General features: G+C 68.7%; 16 protein-coding genes and 3 pseudogenes. 10 read left to right on the top strand and 9 right to left on the bottom strand.

Annotated elements, in window-relative coordinates; genetic code table 11:
• Window positions 1-475: 475 nt before the first annotated feature.
• The 4 genes and pseudogenes from P3G67_RS01355 to P3G67_RS01370 form a co-directional block, all read left to right on the top strand.
• A complete protein-coding gene (locus P3G67_RS01355) occupies window positions 476-1,813 on the top strand; it encodes an MFS transporter (RefSeq protein ID WP_276091774.1) in 1,338 nt (445 codons plus the stop codon).
• Window positions 1,814-2,454: 641 nt separating this feature from the next.
• The gene (locus tag P3G67_RS01360; protein WP_276091775.1) at window positions 2,455-3,804 is read left to right on the top strand and encodes a tetratricopeptide repeat protein; all 1,350 of its coding nucleotides are present in this window, start codon (window positions 2,455-2,457) and stop codon (window positions 3,802-3,804) included.
• Between the two features lie 208 nt (window positions 3,805-4,012).
• Window positions 4,013-4,222: an MmyB family transcriptional regulator gene (locus P3G67_RS01365; RefSeq protein WP_276091776.1), complete on the top strand. Its 210-nt coding sequence runs from the start codon at window positions 4,013-4,015 to the stop codon at window positions 4,220-4,222.
• Window positions 4,223-4,359: 137 nt separating this feature from the next.
• Window positions 4,360-4,635 (top strand): annotated as a pseudogene (locus P3G67_RS01370) (isochorismatase family cysteine hydrolase); the annotation flags it as partial.
• Window positions 4,636-4,649: 14 nt separating this feature from the next.
• Here P3G67_RS01370 and P3G67_RS01375 read toward each other — a convergent pair.
• The gene (locus P3G67_RS01375) at window positions 4,650-5,834 is read right to left on the bottom strand and encodes a GDSL-type esterase/lipase family protein (protein WP_276091777.1); all 1,185 of its coding nucleotides are present in this window, start codon (window positions 5,832-5,834) and stop codon (window positions 4,650-4,652) included.
• A gap of 116 nt (window positions 5,835-5,950) precedes the next feature.
• A complete protein-coding gene (locus P3G67_RS01380) occupies window positions 5,951-6,520 on the bottom strand; it encodes a TetR/AcrR family transcriptional regulator (RefSeq protein WP_269856795.1) in 570 nt (189 codons plus the stop codon).
• 160 nt (window positions 6,521-6,680) lie between these two features.
• Here P3G67_RS01380 and P3G67_RS01385 point away from each other — a divergent pair, with 160 nt between their 5' ends.
• Together P3G67_RS01385 and P3G67_RS35940 are read left to right on the top strand one after the other, a co-directional pair.
• The gene (locus P3G67_RS01385) at window positions 6,681-7,643 is read left to right on the top strand and encodes an ankyrin repeat domain-containing protein (protein ID WP_276091778.1); all 963 of its coding nucleotides are present in this window, start codon (window positions 6,681-6,683) and stop codon (window positions 7,641-7,643) included.
• 77 nt (window positions 7,644-7,720) lie between these two features.
• Window positions 7,721-7,969: pseudogene (locus P3G67_RS35940) on the top strand (aminoglycoside phosphotransferase); the annotation flags it as partial.
• 297 nt (window positions 7,970-8,266) lie between these two features.
• Here P3G67_RS35940 and P3G67_RS01395 read toward each other — a convergent pair.
• From P3G67_RS01395 to P3G67_RS01410, 4 genes are read right to left on the bottom strand one after another with little or no spacing between them, the layout of a single operon-like run.
• Window positions 8,267-9,919: a glycoside hydrolase family 13 protein gene (locus P3G67_RS01395; RefSeq protein WP_276091779.1), complete on the bottom strand. Its 1,653-nt coding sequence runs from the start codon at window positions 9,917-9,919 to the stop codon at window positions 8,267-8,269.
• Between the two features lie 32 nt (window positions 9,920-9,951).
• Window positions 9,952-10,842: a carbohydrate ABC transporter permease gene (locus P3G67_RS01400; protein WP_276091780.1), complete on the bottom strand. Its 891-nt coding sequence runs from the start codon at window positions 10,840-10,842 to the stop codon at window positions 9,952-9,954.
• 29 nt (window positions 10,843-10,871) lie between these two features.
• Complete coding sequence (locus P3G67_RS01405) at window positions 10,872-11,870, bottom strand: carbohydrate ABC transporter permease (protein WP_276091781.1); 999 nt, start codon at window positions 11,868-11,870, stop codon at window positions 10,872-10,874.
• A complete protein-coding gene (locus tag P3G67_RS01410) occupies window positions 11,867-13,273 on the bottom strand; it encodes an ABC transporter substrate-binding protein (RefSeq protein ID WP_276091782.1) in 1,407 nt (468 codons plus the stop codon). Before P3G67_RS01410 ends, P3G67_RS01405 begins: the two co-directional genes overlap by 4 nt.
• Before the next feature lie 223 nt (window positions 13,274-13,496).
• Between P3G67_RS01410 and P3G67_RS01415 the strand changes: the two genes are divergently transcribed.
• Window positions 13,497-15,713 carry a discoidin domain-containing protein gene (locus tag P3G67_RS01415; RefSeq protein WP_276091783.1) on the top strand — a complete coding sequence of 739 codons (2,217 nt, stop codon included), beginning with the start codon at window positions 13,497-13,499 and terminating at the stop codon, window positions 15,711-15,713.
• Window positions 15,714-15,811: 98 nt separating this feature from the next.
• On the opposite strand, the gene P3G67_RS01420 is transcribed toward P3G67_RS01415, so the two are convergent.
• Window positions 15,812-16,816, bottom strand: coding sequence for a LacI family DNA-binding transcriptional regulator (locus P3G67_RS01420; RefSeq protein ID WP_276091784.1), 1,005 nt, complete (start codon window positions 16,814-16,816; stop codon window positions 15,812-15,814).
• Between the two features lie 133 nt (window positions 16,817-16,949).
• Between P3G67_RS01420 and P3G67_RS01425 the strand changes: the two are divergent.
• Together P3G67_RS01425 and P3G67_RS01430 are read left to right on the top strand one after the other, a co-directional pair.
• Window positions 16,950-17,264: pseudogene (locus P3G67_RS01425) on the top strand (kinase); the annotation flags it as partial.
• A 461-nt stretch (window positions 17,265-17,725) separates the two neighbouring features.
• Window positions 17,726-17,923, top strand: a complete 198-nt coding sequence (locus tag P3G67_RS01430) for a hypothetical protein (protein WP_276091785.1) — start codon at window positions 17,726-17,728, stop codon at window positions 17,921-17,923.
• A 458-nt stretch (window positions 17,924-18,381) separates the two neighbouring features.
• Here the strand turns inward: P3G67_RS01430 and P3G67_RS01435 are convergent, their stop codons facing one another.
• Window positions 18,382-19,233: an alpha/beta fold hydrolase gene (locus P3G67_RS01435; RefSeq protein ID WP_276091786.1), complete on the bottom strand. Its 852-nt coding sequence runs from the start codon at window positions 19,231-19,233 to the stop codon at window positions 18,382-18,384.
• Window positions 19,234-19,606: 373 nt separating this feature from the next.
• Between P3G67_RS01435 and P3G67_RS01440 the strand changes: the two genes are divergently transcribed.
• Window positions 19,607-20,233, top strand: coding sequence for a CGNR zinc finger domain-containing protein (locus P3G67_RS01440; RefSeq protein ID WP_276091787.1), 627 nt, complete (start codon window positions 19,607-19,609; stop codon window positions 20,231-20,233).
• Window positions 20,234-20,650: 417 nt separating this feature from the next.
• Here P3G67_RS01440 and P3G67_RS01445 read toward each other — a convergent pair whose 3' ends face one another.
• Complete coding sequence (locus tag P3G67_RS01445) at window positions 20,651-21,265, bottom strand: rhomboid-like protein (protein WP_276091788.1); 615 nt, start codon at window positions 21,263-21,265, stop codon at window positions 20,651-20,653.
• Between the last annotated feature and the right edge of the window lie 19 nt (window positions 21,266-21,284).

Genomic DNA, 21,284 nt, shown 5'->3' on the forward strand with positions numbered 1-21,284 from the left:
GGTCGTCACCTTGCCGTGCGGGTCGGCCGGGAACGTTCAAGTGCTCATCGCGGCAGGCGCCGTACAAGGCGTCGCGGGCGCGGCCACGTCGCGCACCAGGCGGGTGTTTCGCCACCTCCGCGCGGGTCGGCAGCGCCCCGCACTGCCCATGAATGACGAAGTCCGACGCGTAGGACGACCGCACCGCCGACGATCCCACCGCGTTCACGTGGTCGTCGGCGGCCCCGCGAGTGCCCGACCATCCTTCGGCGGCGCCGAAACCGTGCCGGAGAACTGTGCACGCATGGAAGTCGTGAGCCCGGGTAGCGGATGCCGGACTATTCGATTCTCGACGGATCGACAACCTGTTCATGGAGGCGCTAGACGTATGTGTCCACCTCATAGCGGCCCGACGGACCACGATTCGACCAGCAAGACCCCCGTGGAAGGCGGCGATCAGTCGCCCGCACACGAACCTTCTGCCGGTTTTCGCGAGGTGGACCGCGGCAGCCTGCACCGTGTCACCGCTGCCTCGGCAATGGGCAACGCGATCGAGTGGTTCGACTACGGCGTCTACGGCTACCTCGCCACGTCGGTCGGCAACGCCTTCTTTCCCGGAAGCGACTCGACCACCAAACTCCTGTCCACCTTCGGTGTGCTGGCGGTCTCATTCGCGATCAGGCCGTTCGGCGGCATGGTTTTCGGCCCTCTCGGGGACAGACTGGGCCGCCAGCGGGTGTTGGTGCTCACCATCACCCTCATGTCCCTGTCCACCGCGGCGATAGGTGTCCTGCCCACCCACGCCACCATCGGGGTGTGGGCGCCGGTACTGCTCGTACTGTGTCGGCTCGTCCAGGGATTCTCCACCGGCGGCGAGTACGGCGGAGCGGCCACGTACATGGCCGAGTACGCACCGGACAAGAAGCGCGGTTTCTACGGCTCCTTCCTGGAGTTCGGCACCCTGATCGGCCTGATCTCCGGCGGACTGCTCGCCACCATCATGTCCGCGTCGGTCAGCCAGGACACGCTCAACGCCTGGGCCTGGCGAGTGCCCTTCCTGGTGGCCCTGCCGCTCGGTGCGATCGGCCTCTACCTGCGCGCTCGTCTGGAGGACAGCCCGGTCTTCGACGAACTGGCCAAGCGCGGCGAAACCTCGAAGGTCCCGTTCCGGGAGACCATGCAGTACTGGCGGCACATCCTGCTGCTGATCGGATTCGTGCTGCTGCTCAACATCGCGGACTACGGCGTACTCACGTACATGCCGACCTATCTCAACAGCGTCCTCAAGCTGAGCACCCTCACCAGCGACCTGCTACCGGTGCTCGTCATGGTCGGCATGCTGGCGGTCATCACGCCGATCGGTGCGCTCACCGACCGAATCGGCCGCAAACCCGTCCTGCTGACCTCCTGCATCGGCTTCATCGTCCTCTCGGTGCCGATGCTCATGCTGATGGGCACGAAGAACCTCGTGGCCACCACCGTCGGCTTCGCCGTCCTCGGTCTGCTGTTGGTGTCTCTGCTCGCCTGCATCGCGTCCACCCTGCCGGCGCTCTTCCCGACCCAGGTGCGGTACGGCGCGTTCGCGATCGGCTACAACGTCTCCACCTCCGCCTTCGGCGGCACCACGCCGTTGGTCGTGACCGCGCTGATCTCGGCCACGCACAACACCCTGATGCCGGGCTGGTACATGACCGCTGCCGGTCTGATCGCCCTGGTGCCGATCTTGCTGATGCCGGAGACCGCGGGGGAGTCGCTGCGCGGACGCCGGACCCCAGGTGAGTCCCGGGCGAAGTTGCCCAGCATGCGGCGCTCTGCCGCGACGGCACATCAATGACCGCTGGGCCGGTGGGCGCTGGCAGCCCGGCCGGGCGAGCCAGCGCCCCCGCCGAGCCCGCGAGGAGGACTGAATCGCCGACATCGTCGGCAGGAGATCACAGAGGTTGCGTAGTACTTCTCAAACCGTCCACCCGCGATACCCGCGATGGCGACGCTACAGCGGTCTGTCGGGCCCTGAAATTAGTAAGGGCTGGCCGGTTGATGAACCGTCTCGCCGACACGCCGCCGACGACCGCAACGCGGAAGGCGGAGGACGCGGACAGGCGGTGAGGGCGCGACGCCGTGAACGCCTTGTGCGGTGCCAGGCAAAGCGCGGGCTCCGGTTGTGAGCTGTCGGGCCCGTCGACAAGTCGACGTCGTACACGCCGTGTTGCCACGCACCGCCCCGTGCGCAGCGGCCCGGCCGCGTGACCGCCGCCACAGGGATACAAGGCGCGTCAGCCCGGCGCCGCATCACGTCATGACGCGGTACATGCCGATCGAATCTCGCCGGTGCCACCACGTGGACGGCTGCGCACGGCGATGGGCTGGACCGATCTGCGCCGTTGTGTCCGTAGCCGTTCGACGGGGCAGGGATTCCTCCGACACACGGCGACCCGGCTGGAGGGCGGAGTGGCAACGGACCGGCACGCTCACACGATGACGTACACGGACGCCGACGCGGTGCGGCACTACGAGAAGGCGCTGGACAGTCTGCTCTTCTTCCGGGAGGAGGTGGCCTCGGGGGTCGCCGACGTGCTCGACGCCTCGCCGCGGTCCGCCATGGGGAACGTCTTCAGGGCGTATCTCGGCCTGCTGGGCACGGAGGAGAAGGACGCGGCCGAGGCGGCCAAGGCGTTCCGCGCGTACCAGCGGGACGTGCACGTCGCCGATGTGACTGCGCGGGAACGCATGCACGTCGCGGCGGTCTCCGCCTGGCTGGCTGGCGATCTGCACCGGGCCGGCGACATTCTCGCCGAGCTGACCGTGGCGTACCCGCGGGACGCCCTCGCCCTCGCGGTGGGGCACCACATCGATTTCCTCACCGGTAACGCCATGCTGCTGCGCGACCGCATCGGCGGCGCGCTGTCCGCCTGGGACGCGGACGATCCGCAGTACGGCCTGATCCAGGGCAGATACGCGTTCGGCCTGGAGGAGGCGGGCCACTACGACCTGGCCGAACGCACGGGCATCGAGGCGGTGGAACGCAACGCACGTGACGTGTGGGGCATCCACGCCGTGGTGCACGCCTACGAGATGCAGGGCCGCTACGAGGACGGCATCCGCTACTTCGATGCCCGAACCGACGACTGGGCCGACGGCAACTCCCTCAAGGTGCACAACTGGTGGCACTACGCCCTGTACGTCATGGAGACCGGCCGTACGGACAAGGTGCTGGCCGTCTACGACGCCGCGGTGCACAACGAGGGTTCGGCCGGGCTGGCGATGGAACTCCTGGACGCGGCGTCGCTGCTGTGGCGGCTGTACCTGGCGGGCGTCGACACCGGTCACCGCTGGTCCACGCTGGCCGACGGCTGGGCACGCCGACATGACGGTGCCTACTACGCCTTCAACGACGTCCACGCCGTCATGGCCTACGTCGGTGCCGACCGCATCGCCGAGGCCGAGCGGCTCATCCGCGACCGCGAAGCCTGGCTGCGCGACGCCGGCGGCAGTGCGGGCGTTTCCAACGTCCTGATGACCTCGGAGATCGGACTGCCGGTGAGCCGCGCGCTCGTGGCCTACGGGCAGGGACAGCACCGCGACGCGGTCGACCTGCTGCTGCCCCTGCGGTACCGCTTCCACAGCTTCGGCGGCAGCCACGCCCAACGGGACGCCCTGCAAAGGACCCTGTTCGAGGCAGCCCTGCACGCCGGACACCACGACCTGGCCCGCAGTCTGCTGAGCGAACGCATCAACCTGCGCCCACGCTGCCCCCACGACCGCAACGCCCAGAACCGTCTCAACGAGCGGACAGCTGCCGTACTCCCCGCGGACCGGGTCCGCTAGGAGTCAGGCCCGGCGGTACCAGCCGTGGCCGGGCCACGGCCCGCCACTTCTACGGGAGTTGGGACGCGGCGGCCGAAGTCACCGTCGCGGTCCTGCGGCAGGCGTACTGTCTCGACCCGCACGAGACCGTACTTGCGCGTTCTTGCCCGCGAACTCACCGCAGCCACCCTCGAATTCGCCATGCTCTGGCATTCGCACGCCGTGCGCGGTGCGCGGCAGGAGGGACGGCGCCAAGAAGTTCGTGCACGGCGAAGCGGGCTCCCTGTCCCTCGCTTACCACTCCCTCGACGTGCGTGGTGCCCGCTTGCAGCAACTCGTGACCTGCCACGCGGTGCCGGGAAGTACCAGCGCCGGGAGTCTGGCACTGCTCGGCATGCTGAGCGCCACCCGGCGTCGGGAGTCACCGGGCAACCAGTAGCCCCCGACGCCGCTGGTGGCTGCCGTCCAACTGCGGCCTGAGCTGCGTGTTTGCCTACGCTCTCCTAGCGTGGGGATCGAGCTCCGAACGGCTGTGGCGCCACCGGCCGTGGCCGGGCCGCGGCCCGCCACTGGGCGCAGAGTGGGTTCGCCAGCACGGACCTGGACTTCCAGCTCAAGCAGCACGGCATCAGCCATGTGGTGATCGTCGGCGTGTTGGCGAACACCTGCGTCGAGTCCACCGGCCGTTTCGCGATGGAGCTCGGCTACCACGTGACGTTGGTCCGCGACGCCACCGCGGCCTTTCTCCCCGAGATGATGCACGCGGCGCATGAGCTGAACGGCCCCACCTTCGCCCATGCCATCGTCGCCACGGCAGAGCTCGTCACGGCGTTCAAGGAAGCGCGCTCATGAACCAGAACCCGGAGTCAGGCGCTGCGGTTCGTGAACGGGCCGTCGCCTGTGAAGGCCAGCTTGGCGAAGCGTTCGCCGATGCGGCGGTGGGTGGCGGCGTCCGGGTGGAGCCCGTCGGGTAGGGGCAGCTCGGCGAAGTCGACCGCACCGTAGAGGTCGCGGCCGTCAAGGTGGTGAAGGTTCGGGTCCTCAGCCGCCCGCTGCGCCACGATGCGGGCCAGCTCGTCCCTGATGACGGTGAGCGTCAACTTCCCGCTGGCGCGTTCCGCCGGATCGCCCGTGGCCCGGAACCGCAGTTGCCCGGTGCTGAGAGTGGTGAAGTCCGGGGCGCTGGGGCCCGGCGTTTCCTCGTGGATGGGGCACAGGATGGGGGAGACGACCAGTAGCGGCGTGGTGGGGTGGCCTTCGCGGATGGTGTCGAGGAATCCGTGGACGGCGGGGGTGAAGGCACGCAGGCGCATCAGGTCGGCGTTGACCAGGTTGATGCCGATCTTGAGGCTGATCACGTCGGCGGGGGTGTCCCGCATCGTGCGGGCGGTGAACGGGTCGAGCAGAGCGCTGCCGCCCAGACCGAGATTGATCAGGTCCACGCCGCTGATGGCGGCGGCGAGTGCGGGCCAGGTGGTGGTGGGGCTGGCCGCGTCGGATCCGTGGCTGATCGAACTGCCGTGGTGCAGCCAGACCTTGCGGCCCCGGTCCGGTGCGGGCTCGACGGGGGCGTCGGTGCGCAGGGCGAGGAGTTCGGTGGTCTCGTTGTGCGGCAGCCAGATCTCGATGTCCTTGACGCCGTCGGGAAGGCCGGTGAAGCGCAGGGTGCCGGGTGGGCCGGGCTGGTGCTCGGCGGTTCCGGTGGCCATGTCGATGGTCAGGGTGTTGCCACCGGTCACGCTGGCCTGGCCGGCCAGGCGGCCGTCGACGAGCAGGTCGTACACGCCGTCCGGACGCGGCGGGACACCCACGTAGACCCGCTTGGTCGGCAGCGTGTCCAACTCGATGACGGTGGCCCGGGTGCGGAAGACCAGCCGTACGCCGGAGGGCTGGGTTTCCACCAGGGCGAGTTGTCCGTCGGCGCACTGGGCGCGGGCCCAGGCGGGCAGCCGGTGCGGCAGCACACCGTGGGCGGTGCGCTCCAGGTCGAGGGCGCCGCGCAGGAGGTCCGTGGTGATGGGTGTGGTGATCCAGTCGTGCTTGATGCTCATTGCCTCAGCCTGTCGGTCGAGATTCTGTGATGGTTGGAGTCGGCCGGTAGGCCGGATGGTTCGGATACGCGCCGGCGGCCCGGGCGACGGCCGTCGGCTGGTGCCGGGGTGCCGGGTCAGGGCGCGGGCCAGTTGCGAAGCGTGGCGTCGAGGGCGTCCAGGATCCGTGACCAGGTTTCCTGCGTGCCGGGCGCGCTGTGACTGAAGCTTCCCCCCAGCTCCAGGCTGACGTAGCCGTGGAAGACGCTGCCCAGCAACCGGACCGCGTGCGTCTGGTCCGGCTCCGTCAGGTCGTAGCCGCGCAGGATCGCCCGCGTCATCTGTGCGTGCCTGCCCCCGGCGCTGGCGGCCGCCGCCTCCGGGTCGAGCCTGAACTGGGCTGCGGCGTACCGCCCGGGATGTTCCCGGGCGTAGTCGCGGTAGACGTTCGCGAAGGCGGTCAGCGCGTCCTTGCCGGCCCGGCCGGCCAGGGCGTCAGCGGCCCGGTCGGCGAGTTCCTCCAGGGCGAGCAGGGCGATCTTGGTCTTGAGGTCCTGGGAGTTCTTCACGTGCGAGTACAGGCTCGCGACCTTGACGTCGAACCGCCTGGCCAGCGCTGAGACGGTCACCTGGTCGAAACCGACCTCGTCGGCCAAGTCCGCTCCCGCCCGGACCAGACGTTCTGTAGTGAGTCCTACGCGTGCCATAGCCTATCTCCCATTCGCCATAATCGATTATGCATCTACCTAAAGCCCTTAGGCAAATGAGGTTGAGGTGTCGAGAGCGGGGCGTTGTCAGACCCATCTGCGATGGTGTGCGTGGGGGGCGGGTGCGGTGGCCGCCCGGATCGGCGCTGGAGGGGGCACGATGACACGTCCGAACGACGGCTGGGCAGGCGTGACTTGGGAGGACTGGCAGGATCACGACGGCATCCGGCGGCGACTCGGTCAGGGCGCCGATCCGGAGGCGTGGAGCGGAGGGCGGCCCCTGCATCGGGCAGCGGCGTTCGGCTCACCGGAGGTCGTCGCGGAACTGGCCCGCCGCGTTGCGGACGTGGACGCGCTTGAGAACGGCGCGACCGCGCTGTGGGAAGCGGTTCTGGCCAACCGACCGGACAACGCGCGGGCCCTCGTCGCCGCCGGAGCGGACCCCTGGCGGCCCCTGATCGGTGGCTGGTCGACGGGGCGGCTCAGCCTTGCCGGACCGACCCCCGACCTGTTCACCGTGCCGGAGGGGGAACGCGGGCTGACCGAGACGGAGCGCGCGGTGGCACAGGAGGGCAGACGACTCGTCGCGGCGCTGGGAAGCATCTACTACGAGGGCACGGGCCTGGCGTGCGTGGCCGGTATCGGCGCCGAGGAGGCGATACGCCGCTTGGAGGCGACGCGGGCGGGAGGCGCGGAACTGGACGCCCTGCTGGAGAACCCGTACGAGTACGACGAGGACCAGGGCCTGCGGATCATCGGCGTGACGACTGTGCCGGGCGGCTGCGTCGTCACCCAGCCGTGGGGGTACGCGCCGCAGATGCCCGGCGTGCTGACCCGGCTGTCCGTCGGCACCGCCTGCTACGGCCTGTACGCCAACCCCAAGAGCGGCAACCAGGGCGCCATCGCCCGCGACGGGGTCATCGAAGGCTATGACCTCCACCCGGGCGGCGGTCCGTACCTGGACGACACACCTGAGGAAGTCCTCGCCTCCTACCTCTACCAGTGCAACGCGGTGGCCTACTCGTGCGCCTGGGCGGGATTGCGCCTGACCGACGCGCGCGCTGTCGTCGGGCCACCCGACATATGGGTCCAACTGCCGCAGCGCGACTACTGGCAGTGCTGACTCCGGAGTTGCGGCGAACGGCCGTGGCGTCTTCCTGGTGCCCGGCGCCAGGCCGGCAGAGAGCAGGGGACCCCTTCATGAGCCGCTTTGACATTGATGAGCCACTGGTGCGTTCCCTGCTGCGGCATCAGCACCCGGATCTTGCGGGGCTGAGCCTCCGCCGGGCGGCAGGTGGCTGGGACCACGAACTCTGGCGTCTCAGCGAGGAGTTGGCGGTGCGCTTGCCGCGTACGTCGCGCGCCCCGTCACTGCTGTGCAAGGAACAACAGTGGCTGCCCGCACTGGCCTCGCGCCTTCCACTCCCGGTGCCCAGTCGTACGCGAAGTGGCATTCCCTCGGCGCGCTTCCCGCTGCCCTGGGCTGTTGTGACGTGGGTGGCGGGAGATTCTTCGCCGCTTACGCGAACGCGGACGATGCGATGGTATGGCGCGCACGCGGGTGGGCCGTCCTGCGAGCGGTTTCGCCTATCGGCGTTGGCCAGGCCTGGGAGCGGGGCCTCCCCGGCGGCCAGCCGACATGGGGGCGGGTGGGTAGGGCGGCGCTTGAACGTGTTGTGGCAGCCACCTGACGACCCCCCGGCCGACGCTCCAGCTCAGCAGGACAACCAACGACCTGACGTAGCGTCAACGACCGTTGGCGCGCAGCCAGATCGCGGTGTCGGTCGGCAGCATGCCGTCGCTGAGCGGGCTGCTGGCGAGCAGTACTTCGGTGTGGTCGGGCAGTGGTACGGGCTCGCCGGAGAGGTTGACCAGACAGGTGAAGTCCGGGCCGCGCTGGAACGCCAACACCTCACCCGGGCCCGGCAGCCAGCGCATCGGCCCGTCGCCGAGCCCGGGTTCGGCGCGGCGCAGCCGGAGGGCCACGCGATACAACTCCAGCATGGAGGCCGGGTCACCCTGCTGCGCCGTCACCGTGCGGGCCGCCCAGTCGGTGGGCTGCGGCAGCCATGGCTCGGCGGCACTGCCCGGGGGGCTGAACCCGTAGGGCGGCACCGTGCCGCTCCACGGAAGCGGAACGCGGCAACCGTCCCGGCCGGGGTCGGCGCCGCCGGTGCGCAGGTACATGGGGTCCTGGCGGCGGTCGGCCGGGATGTCCTCCACCTCCGGCAGGCCGAGCTCCTCGCCCTGGTAGAGGTAGACCGAGCCGGGCAGGGCGAGAGTGAGCAGCGCCGCCGCTCGGGCTCGCCGGGTGCCCAGGGCAAGGTCGGTGGGCGTCCCGTGCGCCTTGGTGGCGAAGTCGAACCCTGTGTCGACCCGGCCGTAGCGGGTCACCGTACGGGTCACGTCGTGGTTGCTGAGCACCCAGGTGGGCGGCGCGGCCACCGGCCGGTGTGCGTGCAGGGTGGTGTCGATCGAGGCCCTGAGCCGGTCGGCGTCCCATGGACAGGACAGAAAGTCGAAGTTGAAGGCGGTGTGCAGCTCGTCAGGTCGCAGGTAGCGGGCGAACCGCTCGAAGTCCGGCATCCATACCTCACCGACCAGGATCCGGCCGCCCGGATAGGAGTCGGCGATCGCGCGCCAGGAGCGGTAGATCTGGTGCAACTCGTCGCGGTCCACGTACGGGTGCGGAAGTGGTTCGCCGGATTCCGGCAGGTCGGGAAGTGCGGGATCCTTGCTGACCAACGCGGCCGAGTCGATGCGCACGCCGGCCACACCGCGGTTGAACCAGAAGCGCAGTACGTCCTCGTGCTCCCGCCGTACCTGCGGATGGTCCCAGTTGAGGTCCGGCTGGCGGGAGTCGAAGAGGTGGAGGAACCACTCGCCCTGCCTGCCGTCCGCTTCGGTGACGCGGGTCCAGGCCGGTCCGCCGAACTGGGACCGCCAGTTGTTCGGCGGCAGTTCGCCGCGTTCGCCGCGGCCCGGTCGGAACCAGAAGCGCTCCCTGGCCGGGCTGCCGGGGTCGGCCGCCAGCGCCTCGCGGAACCACGGATGGGCGGCCGAGACGTGGTTGGGGACGATGTCGACGATGGTGCGGATACCCAGGTCGAGCGCCTCGCCGATGAGCTTCTCGGCTTCGGCCAGGGTGCCGAAGCGGGGGTCGATGTCCCGGTAGTCGGCCACGTCGTAGCCGCCGTCGGCCATGGGGGAGGGGTACCAGGGAGTGAACCACAGGGCGTCGACACCGAGTTCGCCGAGGTAGGACAGCTTGGCACGGAAACCCGCGAGGTCTCCGGTCCCGTCCCCGTCGCCGTCGGCGAAGCTGCGCGGGTAGACCTGGTAGATCACGGCACCGCGCCACCAGCTGGAGTCGGCGTCGGTCCGGGGGATGGCTGCCACGGAGGCGTCCTTTCGGGCGGGCGGGGGCGCGGTCAGCCCTTGAGGCTGCCGACGGTCAGACCGGACATGATGTTGCGCTGGAAGAGTAGGAAGAGCACGAGGGTCGGGACTGAGGCTATGGTCAGTGCGGCGATCACCTCGTTCTCCGTCACGCCGGTGGACAGCGCGTAGATGCCGACGTTGACGGTGCGTCGGCCGGGGTCGGGCTCGGTGAGCAGCGGCCAGAGGAAGTCCTTCCAGACGTTGACCACCGCGAAGATCGACACCACGGCGAGGATCGGCCGGGACATCGGCAGCACGACCGACCGCAGTGTGCGCAGCGGACCCGCGCCGTCGATGGCGGCGGCGTCCAGCAGTTCGCCGGGGATCGAGTCGAAGAACCGCTTGAGCAGGAAGATGGTGAAGGCGTTGGTGACCGAGGGCAGCCAGATGGCCCACGGTGTGTTGAGCAGGTTCTGGTGGATGATCGGCAGGTCGAGCACCGTCAGGTACTGCGGTACGACGAGTACGGTCGCCGGAACCATCAATGTGGCCAGCATCATGCCGAGCACCAGGTTGCCGAGCACCGGCCGTAGTTTGGAGAGCGAGTACGCGGCGGCCACGTCGAGGACCAGTTGGAAGGCGAGCGCCCCGAACGCGTAGACGACGGTGTTGAGCAGCAGCCGTGCCAGACCGAGATCACCCCAGGCCTTGGCGTAGTTGCCCGGTCGCGGCTGTCGCGGAAAGAGCGTCGGCGGGCTCTGCACCACCTCGTGAGTGGTCTTCAGCCCGCCGGTGACCATCCAGTACAGCGGGCCGAGGAAGACCAGGGTGAAGACTACGACGACCACGACGAATACGGTCCAGTAGAGCGCTTTGCCACGCTGCCGGTTCAGTTGGGCGGGTGAGATCAGCGTTCTGGAGCGGGTGCCGGGGGCTGCCATGCCCACTCTCCTGTTCCCTGTTTCGTCACCTAGTCGTCGCCGCGGCGGGTGATGCGTACGTACACACCGGAGAAGGCGGCGAGGACCACGAGCAGGACCAGGCCGAGTGCGGCGGCGGCGCCGTAGTTGTTGAAGTTGAAGGCGTACTGGTAGATCAGGTAGACGACGGTGGTGGTGGACCCCTGCGGTCCCGCGCCGCCGGTGAGCAGGTACGGCTCGGTGAACACCTGCATGGTCGCGATGACCTGCATCAGCAGCATCAGTGACAGCACCAGCCGGGTCTGCGGGATGGTCACGTGCCGGATCCTGCGCAGTAGCCCCGCGCCGTCCAGCTCCGCGGCCTCGTACAGCTCACCCGGAATGCCCTGGAGTGCTGCCAGGTAGATCAGGGTGGCGCTGCCCATGTTCATCCAGGTTGACGCGATCACCACGGACAGCAGCGCGGTGTGTGTCGACTGCAGCCACTGCGAGGTCGGCAGGTGCAGCGCGTGCAGGACGTTGTCGAACAGGCCGTACCCCGGATCGTAGAAGTACTTGAACAGCAGCACGGACGCGACCGGCGGCAGCATCACCGGCAGGTAGACCAGTGCCCGCAGATAGCCCTGGCCGTGGCGGAACTCGTTGAGGACGATCGCGACCAGGAACGGGACCAGGAACCCAAGCAGTAGCGCGAGTGCGGTGAACTCGAAGGTGTGGCGCCATGCCTGCCAGAACGCCGGGTCGTGGACGATCTGCTGGAGGTTGCGCCAGCCGGTCCAGGTGGTGCGGCCCCGCCTGGTCTTCTGGAAGGCCAGGATGACCTCGCGGACCATCGGATACCACGAGAAGAAGGCGAAGCAGAGCACCGAGCCGATGAGGAAGCCGTGCGCCGTCAGGTTGCGGCGCACCAACCGGGCGAGCCCGGCGCGGTCCGGCTGGCCGCCCGTGTCGCCCGGGGCGTCGCGCTTGCGCCGGGCCCTGGCAGCGGTGCTGGCGGGCCCGTCCGGCGATGGGTCACGGGAGATGGTGGTGAACGGCGCGCGGTTCATTGACCGTTCGCCAGGATCTGGTCGATCTGAGACTGGGCGGTGGACAGCAGCGAGTCGGCGTTGGCGTTGCGGTCGGTCAGCACCCCGGACATCGCGTTGTCCAGCACCTTGTAGATCTGCTGTGCGTTCGGCGGCTCCGCCCTTCCAGGGACCGGATGGTCCACGAACGGCCTGAAGTTGGCCACCGGCATGGTCGCGCTCGCCGCCTTGAGCCTGTCGTCCTGCCGCTTGGTCGCTCCGGTGTAGAACTCCGGCTGCGGCAATCCGACCGGCAGACCGTCCGCCTTGGTGCGGGCGTAGTCGAACTGGCCCTTGCCCATGGTGAGCGTCTTGAAGTTCAGCCAGGCGATCCCGGCCTTGATCTGGTCGGGGCTGTCCGTCTTCTTGAACATGTAGTCGTTGCCGCCGAACAGCGTGGCGTGGCCACCGGGCATGGGGCCCATGCCGTAGTCCTCGTAGTGACCGCCCAGGGTCTCGACCATGTAGGTGATGTCGTCCGGTGCGGCGAGGAACATGCCGAGCTTGCCGGCCACCATCTCCTTTTGCAGATCACCCCACTTGAGCAGCTGCGTCTGGCCCATGCTGTCGTCGGTCCAGCGCATCTCGTGCAGGGTCTGCAGGATCTGTCGCCCCGTGGCGTTGTCGACGTCGGCTTTGGTACCTGTGGAGTTGACGACGTTGCCGCCGAGTCCGTACATCTCGGCCGTGAAGTGCCAGCCGCCGTTGTTGCCCGCGCTGTACTCGCCGTACCCGGCGATGCCGTTTCCCAGTTTGGCGATCGCCCTGGCGTCGGCGCGCACCTCGGCCCAAGTGGTCGGCGGCTGGTCGGGGTTGAGTCCGGCCTGTTGGAACAGTCTGCGATTGATCAGGACGCCCATCGTGTAGTCGCTGGTCGGCAGGGCGTAGAGCTTGCCGCCGTCCTTGAGGACGTTCAGCACCGTGGGGTCGATATCACCGAGTGTGGGCACGGTCCTGGCGGTCACGTACGGCGTGATGTCGGCGGCCTGGCCCGCGTCGAGGACCTGAGGGAGGTCGGTGAAGTACGTGTAGAAGACGTCGGGTTCGGTGCCGCCCTTGAGCTGGGCGGCGAAGGCGGCCGGGTCCTCGCACTGACCGGTGGTGGACCTACCTTCCACCGTGACGTTCGGATAGCTCCTGTGGAACGCGGCGACATCCTCGTTCCACTCCTTCAACTCCGGTTTCTTGGTGGCCGGCGGCATGCAGTCGATGGTGATGGTCACCTTTGTCTTCGGGTCGAGCGGGGCCGAGGCGTTGACGTCGCCGCCGCCTCCCGTGCCGCCCGTGCCGTTGTCCGAACATGCCGCACCCGTCAGGCCGATACCGGCGACCAGGGTCGCGGCCAACAGCTTCCGATAGCGGATCGTCTTCCTGCGGACCGACATCTGCCCGTCCTCCCCGAACGTCGGCGCCTGGGTTGGCTCAACGTACAGAGCCGAGCACGTGACCGCAATATGTTGCGCGAGCATCGCAAACTTTTGACAGAGCTATTGCTGGCTTGCGATGGCGCTCCTATGGTGGCCCCGCTCGTCAACTGCACGCTGTGAAGCCGGAAGCGGGGTCCGCCGCGCGAATCCCGCCAGGAAATGAAGAGGTGCAGCACCTGGCATGGACACCCACCCGCACACCGTCAGACGACAACTGGCCGCCGTCGCGGCCGTCTGCGCCGCCGTGTTCGCGCTGGCCGCCCCCGGTTGGGCGGTACCCGCCCGGACAGCTCCCGCCGACGCCACCGGCGGACGGGGCGCCACCGTCCCGTTCACCACCTACGAGGCCGAGAACGCCGCGACCAACGGCACCGTCGTCGGTCCGGACTACACCCAGGGCACCGTGGCCTCGGAGGCCTCCGGCCGCAAGGCGGTCCAACTCTCCGGCCAGGGCCAGTACGTGGAGTTCACCCTGACCGCGCCGGCCAACGCGGTCGACGTCTCCTACAACCTGCCGCAGGGCAACGCGGGTTCGCTGGCGGTCTACGTCAACGGCACCCGGCTGTCCCATCCACTTCCGGTGACGTCGAAGTACTCGTACGTCAACACGGGCAACATCCAAGGCTCGAAGACACACCACTTCTTCGACGACTCCCGCATGCTGCTCGGCCAGGACCTCCAGGTCGGCGCGAAGGTGCGGCTACAGGTGGACTCCGACTCCACCGGCGGCCCGTACACCATCGACCTGGCCGACTTCGAGCAGGTGGCCGCCCCCGCCGCGCGGCCGGGCAACTCCGTATCGATCACCGACGAGGGCGCCGACCCGTCCGGTCAGGCCGACTCGACCAGCGCGGTCACCAAGGCCATCTCGGACGCCAAGGTACAGGGCAAGTCGGTCTGGATCCCGCAGGGCACCTTCACCATCACCTCGCCGCTGCCGGTCGACAACATCACCATCCAGGGCGCGGGCGACTGGTACTCCGTACTCCACGGCACCCACATCATCGACAACGCCAACGCACAGGGGAACATCAAGCTGGAGGACTTCGCCGTCTTCGGTGAGGTGACCACCCGCAACGACGGTTCACCGGACAACTTCGTCAACGGCAGTCTCGGCACCGGCTCCGTGGTCTCCGGGCTGTGGATCCAACACGAGAAGGTCGGGCTGTGGCTGATGGGCACCAACAGCGACCTGACCATCGCCGACAACCGCATCCTCGACACCACGGCGGACGGCATCAACCTCAACGGCACCGCCGCGAACTCCACCGTCAAGAACAACTACATCCGCAACACCGGCGACGACGGACTGGCGATGTGGTCCCTGCACGCCGCAGACACCGGTGACAGCTTCGTCGACAACACCGTCATCCAACCCAACCTCGCCAACGGCATCGCCCTGTACGGCGGCGACAACCTCACCGTGCAGGGCAACTACGTCTCCGACACCAACGCACTGGGCAGCGGCATCGCCATCTCCAACCAGCGGTTCGACTACGGCAACCCGTTCTTCCCGCTCTCCGGGACCATCACGGTCGCCGACAACACCATCGAGCGCGGCGGTGCGCTCAACCCCAACTGGAACCACCCGATGGGCGCCCTGCGCGTCGACTCCTACGACTACGCCATCTCCAGCCCGGTCAACATCACCAACACCGTGATCAAGGACAGCCCCTACAGTGCCTTCGAGATCGTCTCCGGCGGCGGCCATGGCTATCCGGTCACCAACACCGCGATCAACGGCGCATCGGTGCGGAACACCGGCACTGTCGTCGTGCAGGACGAGACCCAGGGCTCGGTGACCTTCAGCAACGTCACCGCCGCGAACGTGGGTGCGACCGGTGTCTACAACTGCCCCTACCCGAGCGGCAGCGGCACCTTCACCGTGGTCGACGGCGGCGGCAACTCCGGCTGGAGCAGCACCTGGAACGACTGCTCGACCTGGCCGACCCCGGGCGGCGGCAACCCGGGCGGCAACGGCAACCTCGCACTGCACAAGGCGGCCTTCGACACCGGCCACCAGCAGAACTACGTGGCCTCCAACGCAGTGGACGGCGACGCCAACACCTACTGGGAGAGCACCAACAACGCCTTCCCGCAGTCCTTCACCGTCGATCTCGGCTCCGCCCAGACCGTGGGACGGCTGGTGGCGAAGTTGCCGCCCAACCCCGCGTGGGGCGCCCGCACCCAGACGCTGTCGGTCCTCGGCAGCACCGACGGCTCCACCTATCGCACGATCCTGGGCTCCACGGGCTACCGCTTCGATCCCGCCTCGGGCAACACGGCGTCCGTCACACTGCCGTCCGGTACGAGCATCCGGTACCTGCGGCTGACCTTCACCGCCAACACGGCCTGGCCGGCAGGCCAGTTGTCGGAGCTGGAGGCATACGCCTCATGAACGGCTGACGCCGCGCGGTGTCATGGGGGGACGGTGGGCGACCGCGGACGGCACGCGGCCGCCCACCGCCATCCGGCCGCCAGGTGGTGGCCCCTCGCCTATCGGGCCGGGGCGGTCGAACCGCGTACCACCAGCTCCGGTTCGAACAGCAACTCGTCGCCGGTGACCACCTTTCCCGCGATCTGCGAGGTGAGCAGTTGTACGGCGGCCCGGCCCATCGCCTCGATCGGCTGGCGCACGGTGGTCAGCGGCGGGTCGGCGCAGTTCATGAACGCCGAGTCGTCGTACCCCACGACGGAGACGTCACCCGGCACGTCGAGCCCGCGTCGGCGCACCCCCCGGATCACGCCCAGCGCCAGGACGTCACTGGCACAGATCACCCCGGTCACCCCGCGGTCCAGCAGCCGCCCGACCGCCGCCTGGCCGCCCGCCTGCGAGAACATGGTGTGCTCCACATACTCGTCGCGCAGTTCGGGCCCACTGCGGCCGGCTGCCTCCCACGCGGCGGCGAGCTTGCGGCTCGACGGGACGTGGTCGTGCGGGCCGAGTACCAGACCGATCCGCTCGTGCCCGAGCGACACCAGATGACGCCACGCCTGCTGCACGGCGATCGCGTCATCACAGCAGACCTGTGGGAAACCGAGGCCGCCTATGGTCGCGTTGATCAGTACAACCGGCAGGTTGCGGTCGGCGAGCAGCCGGTAGTGGTCGTGCCGGGCGTCGGCCTGCGCGTAGAGGCCGCCCGCGAACACCACGCCCGACACGTGGTGTTGCAGCAGCAGCTCAACGTAGTCCGCCTCGGACACGCCGCCGGCGGTCTGCGTGCACAGCACCGGCGTCAGGCCCTGCTGTGCGAGCGCGCCACCCATCACCTCGGCGAACGCGGGGAAGATCGGGTTCTGCAGCTCGGGCAGCACAAGGCCCACCAACCGCGCCCGCTCGCCGCGCAGTTGTGTGGGCCGCTCGTACCCCAGCACGTCCAGTGCGGTCAGCACCGAGGCCCGTGTGGCCTCCGAAACCCCGGGCTTGCCATTGAGCACCCGACTCACGGTTGCCTCACTGACCCCGACCTTCTTCGCGACATCAGCAAGTCGACGCGTCATGCCCGCAAGATTACCGCACCTTACGCAAGCCGCTTGCAGGATTTTTCGTTGCCCAGCAGGCCTCTTGTGCGGTTCGAAGACGTGCGCTCGCTCGTGGAGGTTCAGCCGTGGCGCCGTTAGCGTGGTCCGAATGATGGCGGGTAACCGGGAAACCCGACTGGTTGTCGTACGTGGCAACTCCGCATCGGGGAAGTCGACCGTCGCCGCCGAGATCCGCAACCGCTTCGGCCGCGGACTCGCCTTGGTCGGCCAGGACAACCTGCGCCGAGTGGTCCTACGCGAACGTGATCGCCCGGGCGGTGCCAACATCGGCCTCATCGACACGGTGGCCCGCTACGCACTCGACGCCGGCTACCACGTCCTCCTCGAAGGCATCCTCTACGCGGCCCACTACGGCGAGATGCTCGGGCAACTCGCCCAGGACCACCGCGGCCACACCCACCACTACTAGGGAGACCGGCCTCGGCGGCCCTCCCGCCCCCGAAGCCATGCCGACGGCATCAGCCCCGCCGTCCCGCTGACAGCATGGCGTACGGCGCCGAGTGGCTTGCCCAACCCGATCGCGAACGGAGGACCAACCCAGGGACGTAGACCACCCGAAGCGTCCGTCACCCTGCTCGGGCTCGGCGCGTCAAGTCCCTCCACGTACGCGAGCGCGCCCTCGACGGTCGCCTGGTGGAGACACCGTACGAGGGTCTCGCGGTAGGCGTGGGACGCACGCTGTCCGGCCCAAGCGGCGGATTCCGGCCTGGCTCGCAGCCCGGACGGACGGTGCCGTGTCGGAGTGCGTCGGTGACACGCCGTAGACAGCGCAGTTCGGCCTCACCGCCCGGGCGCTCGCGTCAGGCTGCTGGCGTGAACCGGAGGCGGAGCGGGTTCGGGTCGGATGGGGGCCGCGGGCGGCACCGAGTGTGTGCTGGCGGTGGTGATCCGCCGTCCTGCCTGGCGCGGCTGAAGGCTCTGGTCGGTGTGGACTGGCGGGCGCCGCGGCGGGTGCGGTACACGGCCGCGGTACGGGCGGGCCTGGTACTGGTCGGAGCCGTCGTCTCCCTCCTCGCCTCACGCTGGCCGTGGCCACCGACTCAGGTGCTCGCGTCCGCCAACTGAAGCGCACACCCGCCAGGCCAAGCACAGCAGGTCAGGAGGGCGATAAGCGGCGAACAGCCAACTACTGCTGACCGTCAACGGGGGTGTGACGTCGACCGATAGTCGGCCAGACGCCTGACGGAACCGCGGGCCGCGGCTTCGTGCACACACGCCCGAAGGCGAACTCGCGGTCCAGCTCTGAGTGCGGCTACCCGCTGCACCAGGTGCGCGCCGGGCGGCTGGAGATTGCCGGACTTGCTGGCCGACCTCATCGTTCGACGCACCATCGAGTCGGCCGTCCTGCGCATAGCCGTCGGCCGCGGCGACGTCGCAGTTGCCTCGGGCGGGTCGGGGACCACGCCGCTGTCGCCAGCGCCTTACTGAGGCGCTGGCGAGGTTGCACCGTTGACGGTGGGCGTGACCTGGCGGGGACAGCCGCGCCGTGAAGCGCGGCAGCGGTCGCCCAGTGACACGAGTCCTCAGGCCAGGAACTCGTCGATGGCTGTCGCGATCTCCTCGGCGTGGGTCTCCAGGGCGAAGTGGCCGGTGTCGAGGAGGCGGACGACGGCGTCGGGGAGGTCGCGCTTGAACGCCTCGGCGCCGGCGGGCAGGAAATAGGGGTCGTTGCGGCCCCATACGGCCAGGAATGGCGGTTGGTGCTGCCGGAAGTACTCCTGGAAGGCCGGGTAGAGCGCGATGTTGGTGTGGTAGTCGCCGAAGAGATCCAGTTGAATCTCGTCGGCCCGGGGCCGCGCCAGGTACGCGTCGTCAAGCGTCATGCCGTCCGGAGAGACCGCAGTCGGATCGGCTGTGCCGTGCGTGTACTGCCAGCGGGTGGTGTCAGGCGACAGGAAGTCGCGCAGCGCGTCGCGGTTGGCCTGCGACCGGTCCCGCCAGTAGGCGCGGATGGGGTTCCAGCCCTCGCTCAGGCCTTCCTCGTAGGCGTTGCCGTTCTGCGAGATGATCGCGGTGATCCGCTCCGGGTGCTTGGTCGCGATCCGGAAACCCGTCGGCGCGCCGTAGTCGAAGACGTAGAGCGCGAAGCGCTCCAGGCCGATCACCTCGGTGAAGCGATCAATGACGCCCGCGATGTGCTCGAAGGTGTAGTCGAAGTCCTCGCGCGGCGGCATGTCGGACTGGCCGAAACCGGGCAGGTCGGGGGCCACGAGGTGGAACCGTCCGGCCAAGTGGGGGATGAGGTCGCGAAACATGTGGCTCGCGCTCGGGAAGCCGTGCAGGAGCAGCAGGGTGGGGGCATCGGCCGGGCCGGCCTCGCGGTAGAAGATGCTCAGGCCGTCGACGTCTGCTGAGCGGTAGGCGATGGAGGTCATGGTGATTCTCCCTTGACTGCGTAACTAAATTTGGATCTCTGGGATGGTTACTTGCCTGGCGTGATCACTCGGGCTTCGAGGCCGTCGACACACTGGGGGCAGCGTCCAGGACGGTGCCAGTGGCGGCGTCGGGGACGGTGACCGTCGAGTGTGGTCGACGGGCTTCGACAACTGGCGGGCCGACATCCTCTCGGCCGTGAGTCGCTGGTCTCGGGGCTGATCATGCGGTCCTCCGGCAAGGTCGCTTCGAAGCTTGATGCCTAACCGCCTTAGCGACGTTTTGAAGGTTATGCAGATGGTTCGTAACTTGTCAAGAGTCGCCAGACTGGTTACTCTCGAGATGAAGCTGGCACCGACCTATGGAGTGTGCTCCGTGTCCGACCACCGGCCGTCGGCCATGTTCATCGCCGACGCCGTCGGCCTGGACTTCCTGAACTCGGTCGCCACTCCGGCAGGCACCCAGGTCGACTGGATCGCCGACGGTGACGGCCTTTTGGCATGGCTGGAACAGGCGGAGCTGGTGTCGGCCGAGGTGCTCGAGAAGCTGCGAGCGGAGGCCATGCCAGGGGAGATGGACCACGTCGCTGCCCAGGCGAGAAGCCTTCGGGAATGGTTCCGGGGGTTCGTCGATGAGTGGAAGGGGCGGCCGCTCCGGTCCGAGGTCGTACGCGACTTGGAGCCGCTCAATCAACTGCTCGCACGCGATGAACAGTTCGTGCAGGTCGTGGCCGGCGGGCCTGAAGGCTCGAACGGTCTGGAACTGCGCACAGAGCGCCGATGGCGGACACCGGAGTCGCTGCTGCTGCCGATCGGACAGGCGCTGTCGGCAGTCGTCAGCCAGGAGGACTTCACGAACATCAAAGCCTGCCAGGGGCCGACCTGCACACTGCTGTTCGCCGACCGCACCCGGGGCCGCGCTCGCCGGTGGTGCACCATGGCGATCTGCGGCAACCGCGCGAAGCAAGAGGCCCACCGAAACCGCGCCAAGACACCACGTTGAGGACTCATCGGGCTAGTGACCAGGACGTAGCCCGCTAGCAGGGAACGATTGCGCAGCACCCGCAGCGCGGTGACTTCGGTGGCCCCCAGCGTGGCGGCGTCGGCCGGATCCACGCCCTCGGGAACGGCGCCGAGCCAGGCAGTGCTGACCGCTACCAGCTCCGCCCACGCGTAGGGAGCCATTCCCAGCGCGACGCGTGCCTTCGGGCGGCCCCCAACCGTCGGATGCGGCGCGCACCACGACGCCCACCGCGTCGTGACCGTGCACAGCGCCAGCCGACCACTGGTGCGCGTACCTCAACTCGCCGAAACTGAGACGGATGTGCCGTATCTCCACCAACGCCTCACCGGTGGACGGCACGGAAGAGGACCGCGGGTCACCGAGCCTCGCGGTCGTCCGTACAAACGGCCCGCGCGCTCACGCGTTGAGCGCGGGCAGCGCGACGGATTCGGGAGTCCGGGCCTCCTCGGGGGCCGGGCGCAGCCACCGGCTGTGTGCGGCGAGACAGCCGAGGGCGAGCGATATCAGGTGCCCGGCGTCGGCGAGTTGCTGGTCGTACAGCCACGCGGCGGTCAGTACCACGGCGAGCAGTGGCAGACCGTACCGGCGCAGCGGTCCCCCGGCGAGGGCGAGCAGACACGCACCCGTCGTGACCAGCCCGTAGCTGATGCCGACGTCACGCGCGCGGGTGGTGATGCCGGGCATGTGGGCCAGCCGCATCAGCCACAGCGCGCCCTCGGTGAGCAGTGTCGCGGTGAGGTGCCCGTAGACGAACACCCCGACCGCCCGCGCCCGGCCCCACCGCCACTCCGCGGTACCCAGCACGGCGGCCACGGCCGCGACGCCGATCAGCACGGGCACTCCGTCGACAACCAGGCCGCTGGTGAACAGGGTCCACCACTTGCCGACCTCCATGTGATGCACGTTGCTGCTGTTGTGCCGCATGAACCGGGCCTGTTCCGCCGCTGGTTGGCCCTTGAGCCACCACGCGGTCAGCAGAAGTGCCGTCACGTAGACGGCGGTCGCTCGCAACCGTCTTGCGTCGTGTGCG

Origin of the sequence: Streptomyces silvisoli (assembly GCF_029269905.1) — a bacterium.
Classification (GTDB): Bacteria; Actinomycetota; Actinomycetes; order Streptomycetales; family Streptomycetaceae; genus Streptantibioticus_A; species Streptantibioticus_A silvisoli_A.

What these genes read in the sequence shown, in the direction of transcription:
- P3G67_RS01360 (WP_276091775.1), top strand. Translation starts at nt 2,455, where the DNA reads ATGACGTACACGGACGCCGACGCGGTGCGGCACTACGAGAAGGCGCTG.
- P3G67_RS01375 (WP_276091777.1), bottom strand. Translation starts at nt 5,834, where the DNA reads ATGAGCATCAAGCACGACTGGATCACCACACCCATCACCACGGACCTC.
- P3G67_RS01380 (WP_269856795.1), bottom strand. Translation starts at nt 6,520, where the DNA reads ATGGCACGCGTAGGACTCACTACAGAACGTCTGGTCCGGGCGGGAGCG.
- P3G67_RS01385 (WP_276091778.1), top strand. Translation starts at nt 6,681, where the DNA reads ATGACACGTCCGAACGACGGCTGGGCAGGCGTGACTTGGGAGGACTGG.
- P3G67_RS01400 (WP_276091780.1), bottom strand. Translation starts at nt 10,842, where the DNA reads ATGGCAGCCCCCGGCACCCGCTCCAGAACGCTGATCTCACCCGCCCAA.
- P3G67_RS01405 (WP_276091781.1), bottom strand. Translation starts at nt 11,870, where the DNA reads ATGAACCGCGCGCCGTTCACCACCATCTCCCGTGACCCATCGCCGGAC.
- P3G67_RS01410 (WP_276091782.1), bottom strand. Translation starts at nt 13,273, where the DNA reads ATGTCGGTCCGCAGGAAGACGATCCGCTATCGGAAGCTGTTGGCCGCG.
- P3G67_RS01415 (WP_276091783.1), top strand. Translation starts at nt 13,497, where the DNA reads ATGGACACCCACCCGCACACCGTCAGACGACAACTGGCCGCCGTCGCG.
- P3G67_RS01420 (WP_276091784.1), bottom strand. Translation starts at nt 16,816, where the DNA reads ATGACGCGTCGACTTGCTGATGTCGCGAAGAAGGTCGGGGTCAGTGAG.
- P3G67_RS01435 (WP_276091786.1), bottom strand. Translation starts at nt 19,233, where the DNA reads ATGACCTCCATCGCCTACCGCTCAGCAGACGTCGACGGCCTGAGCATC.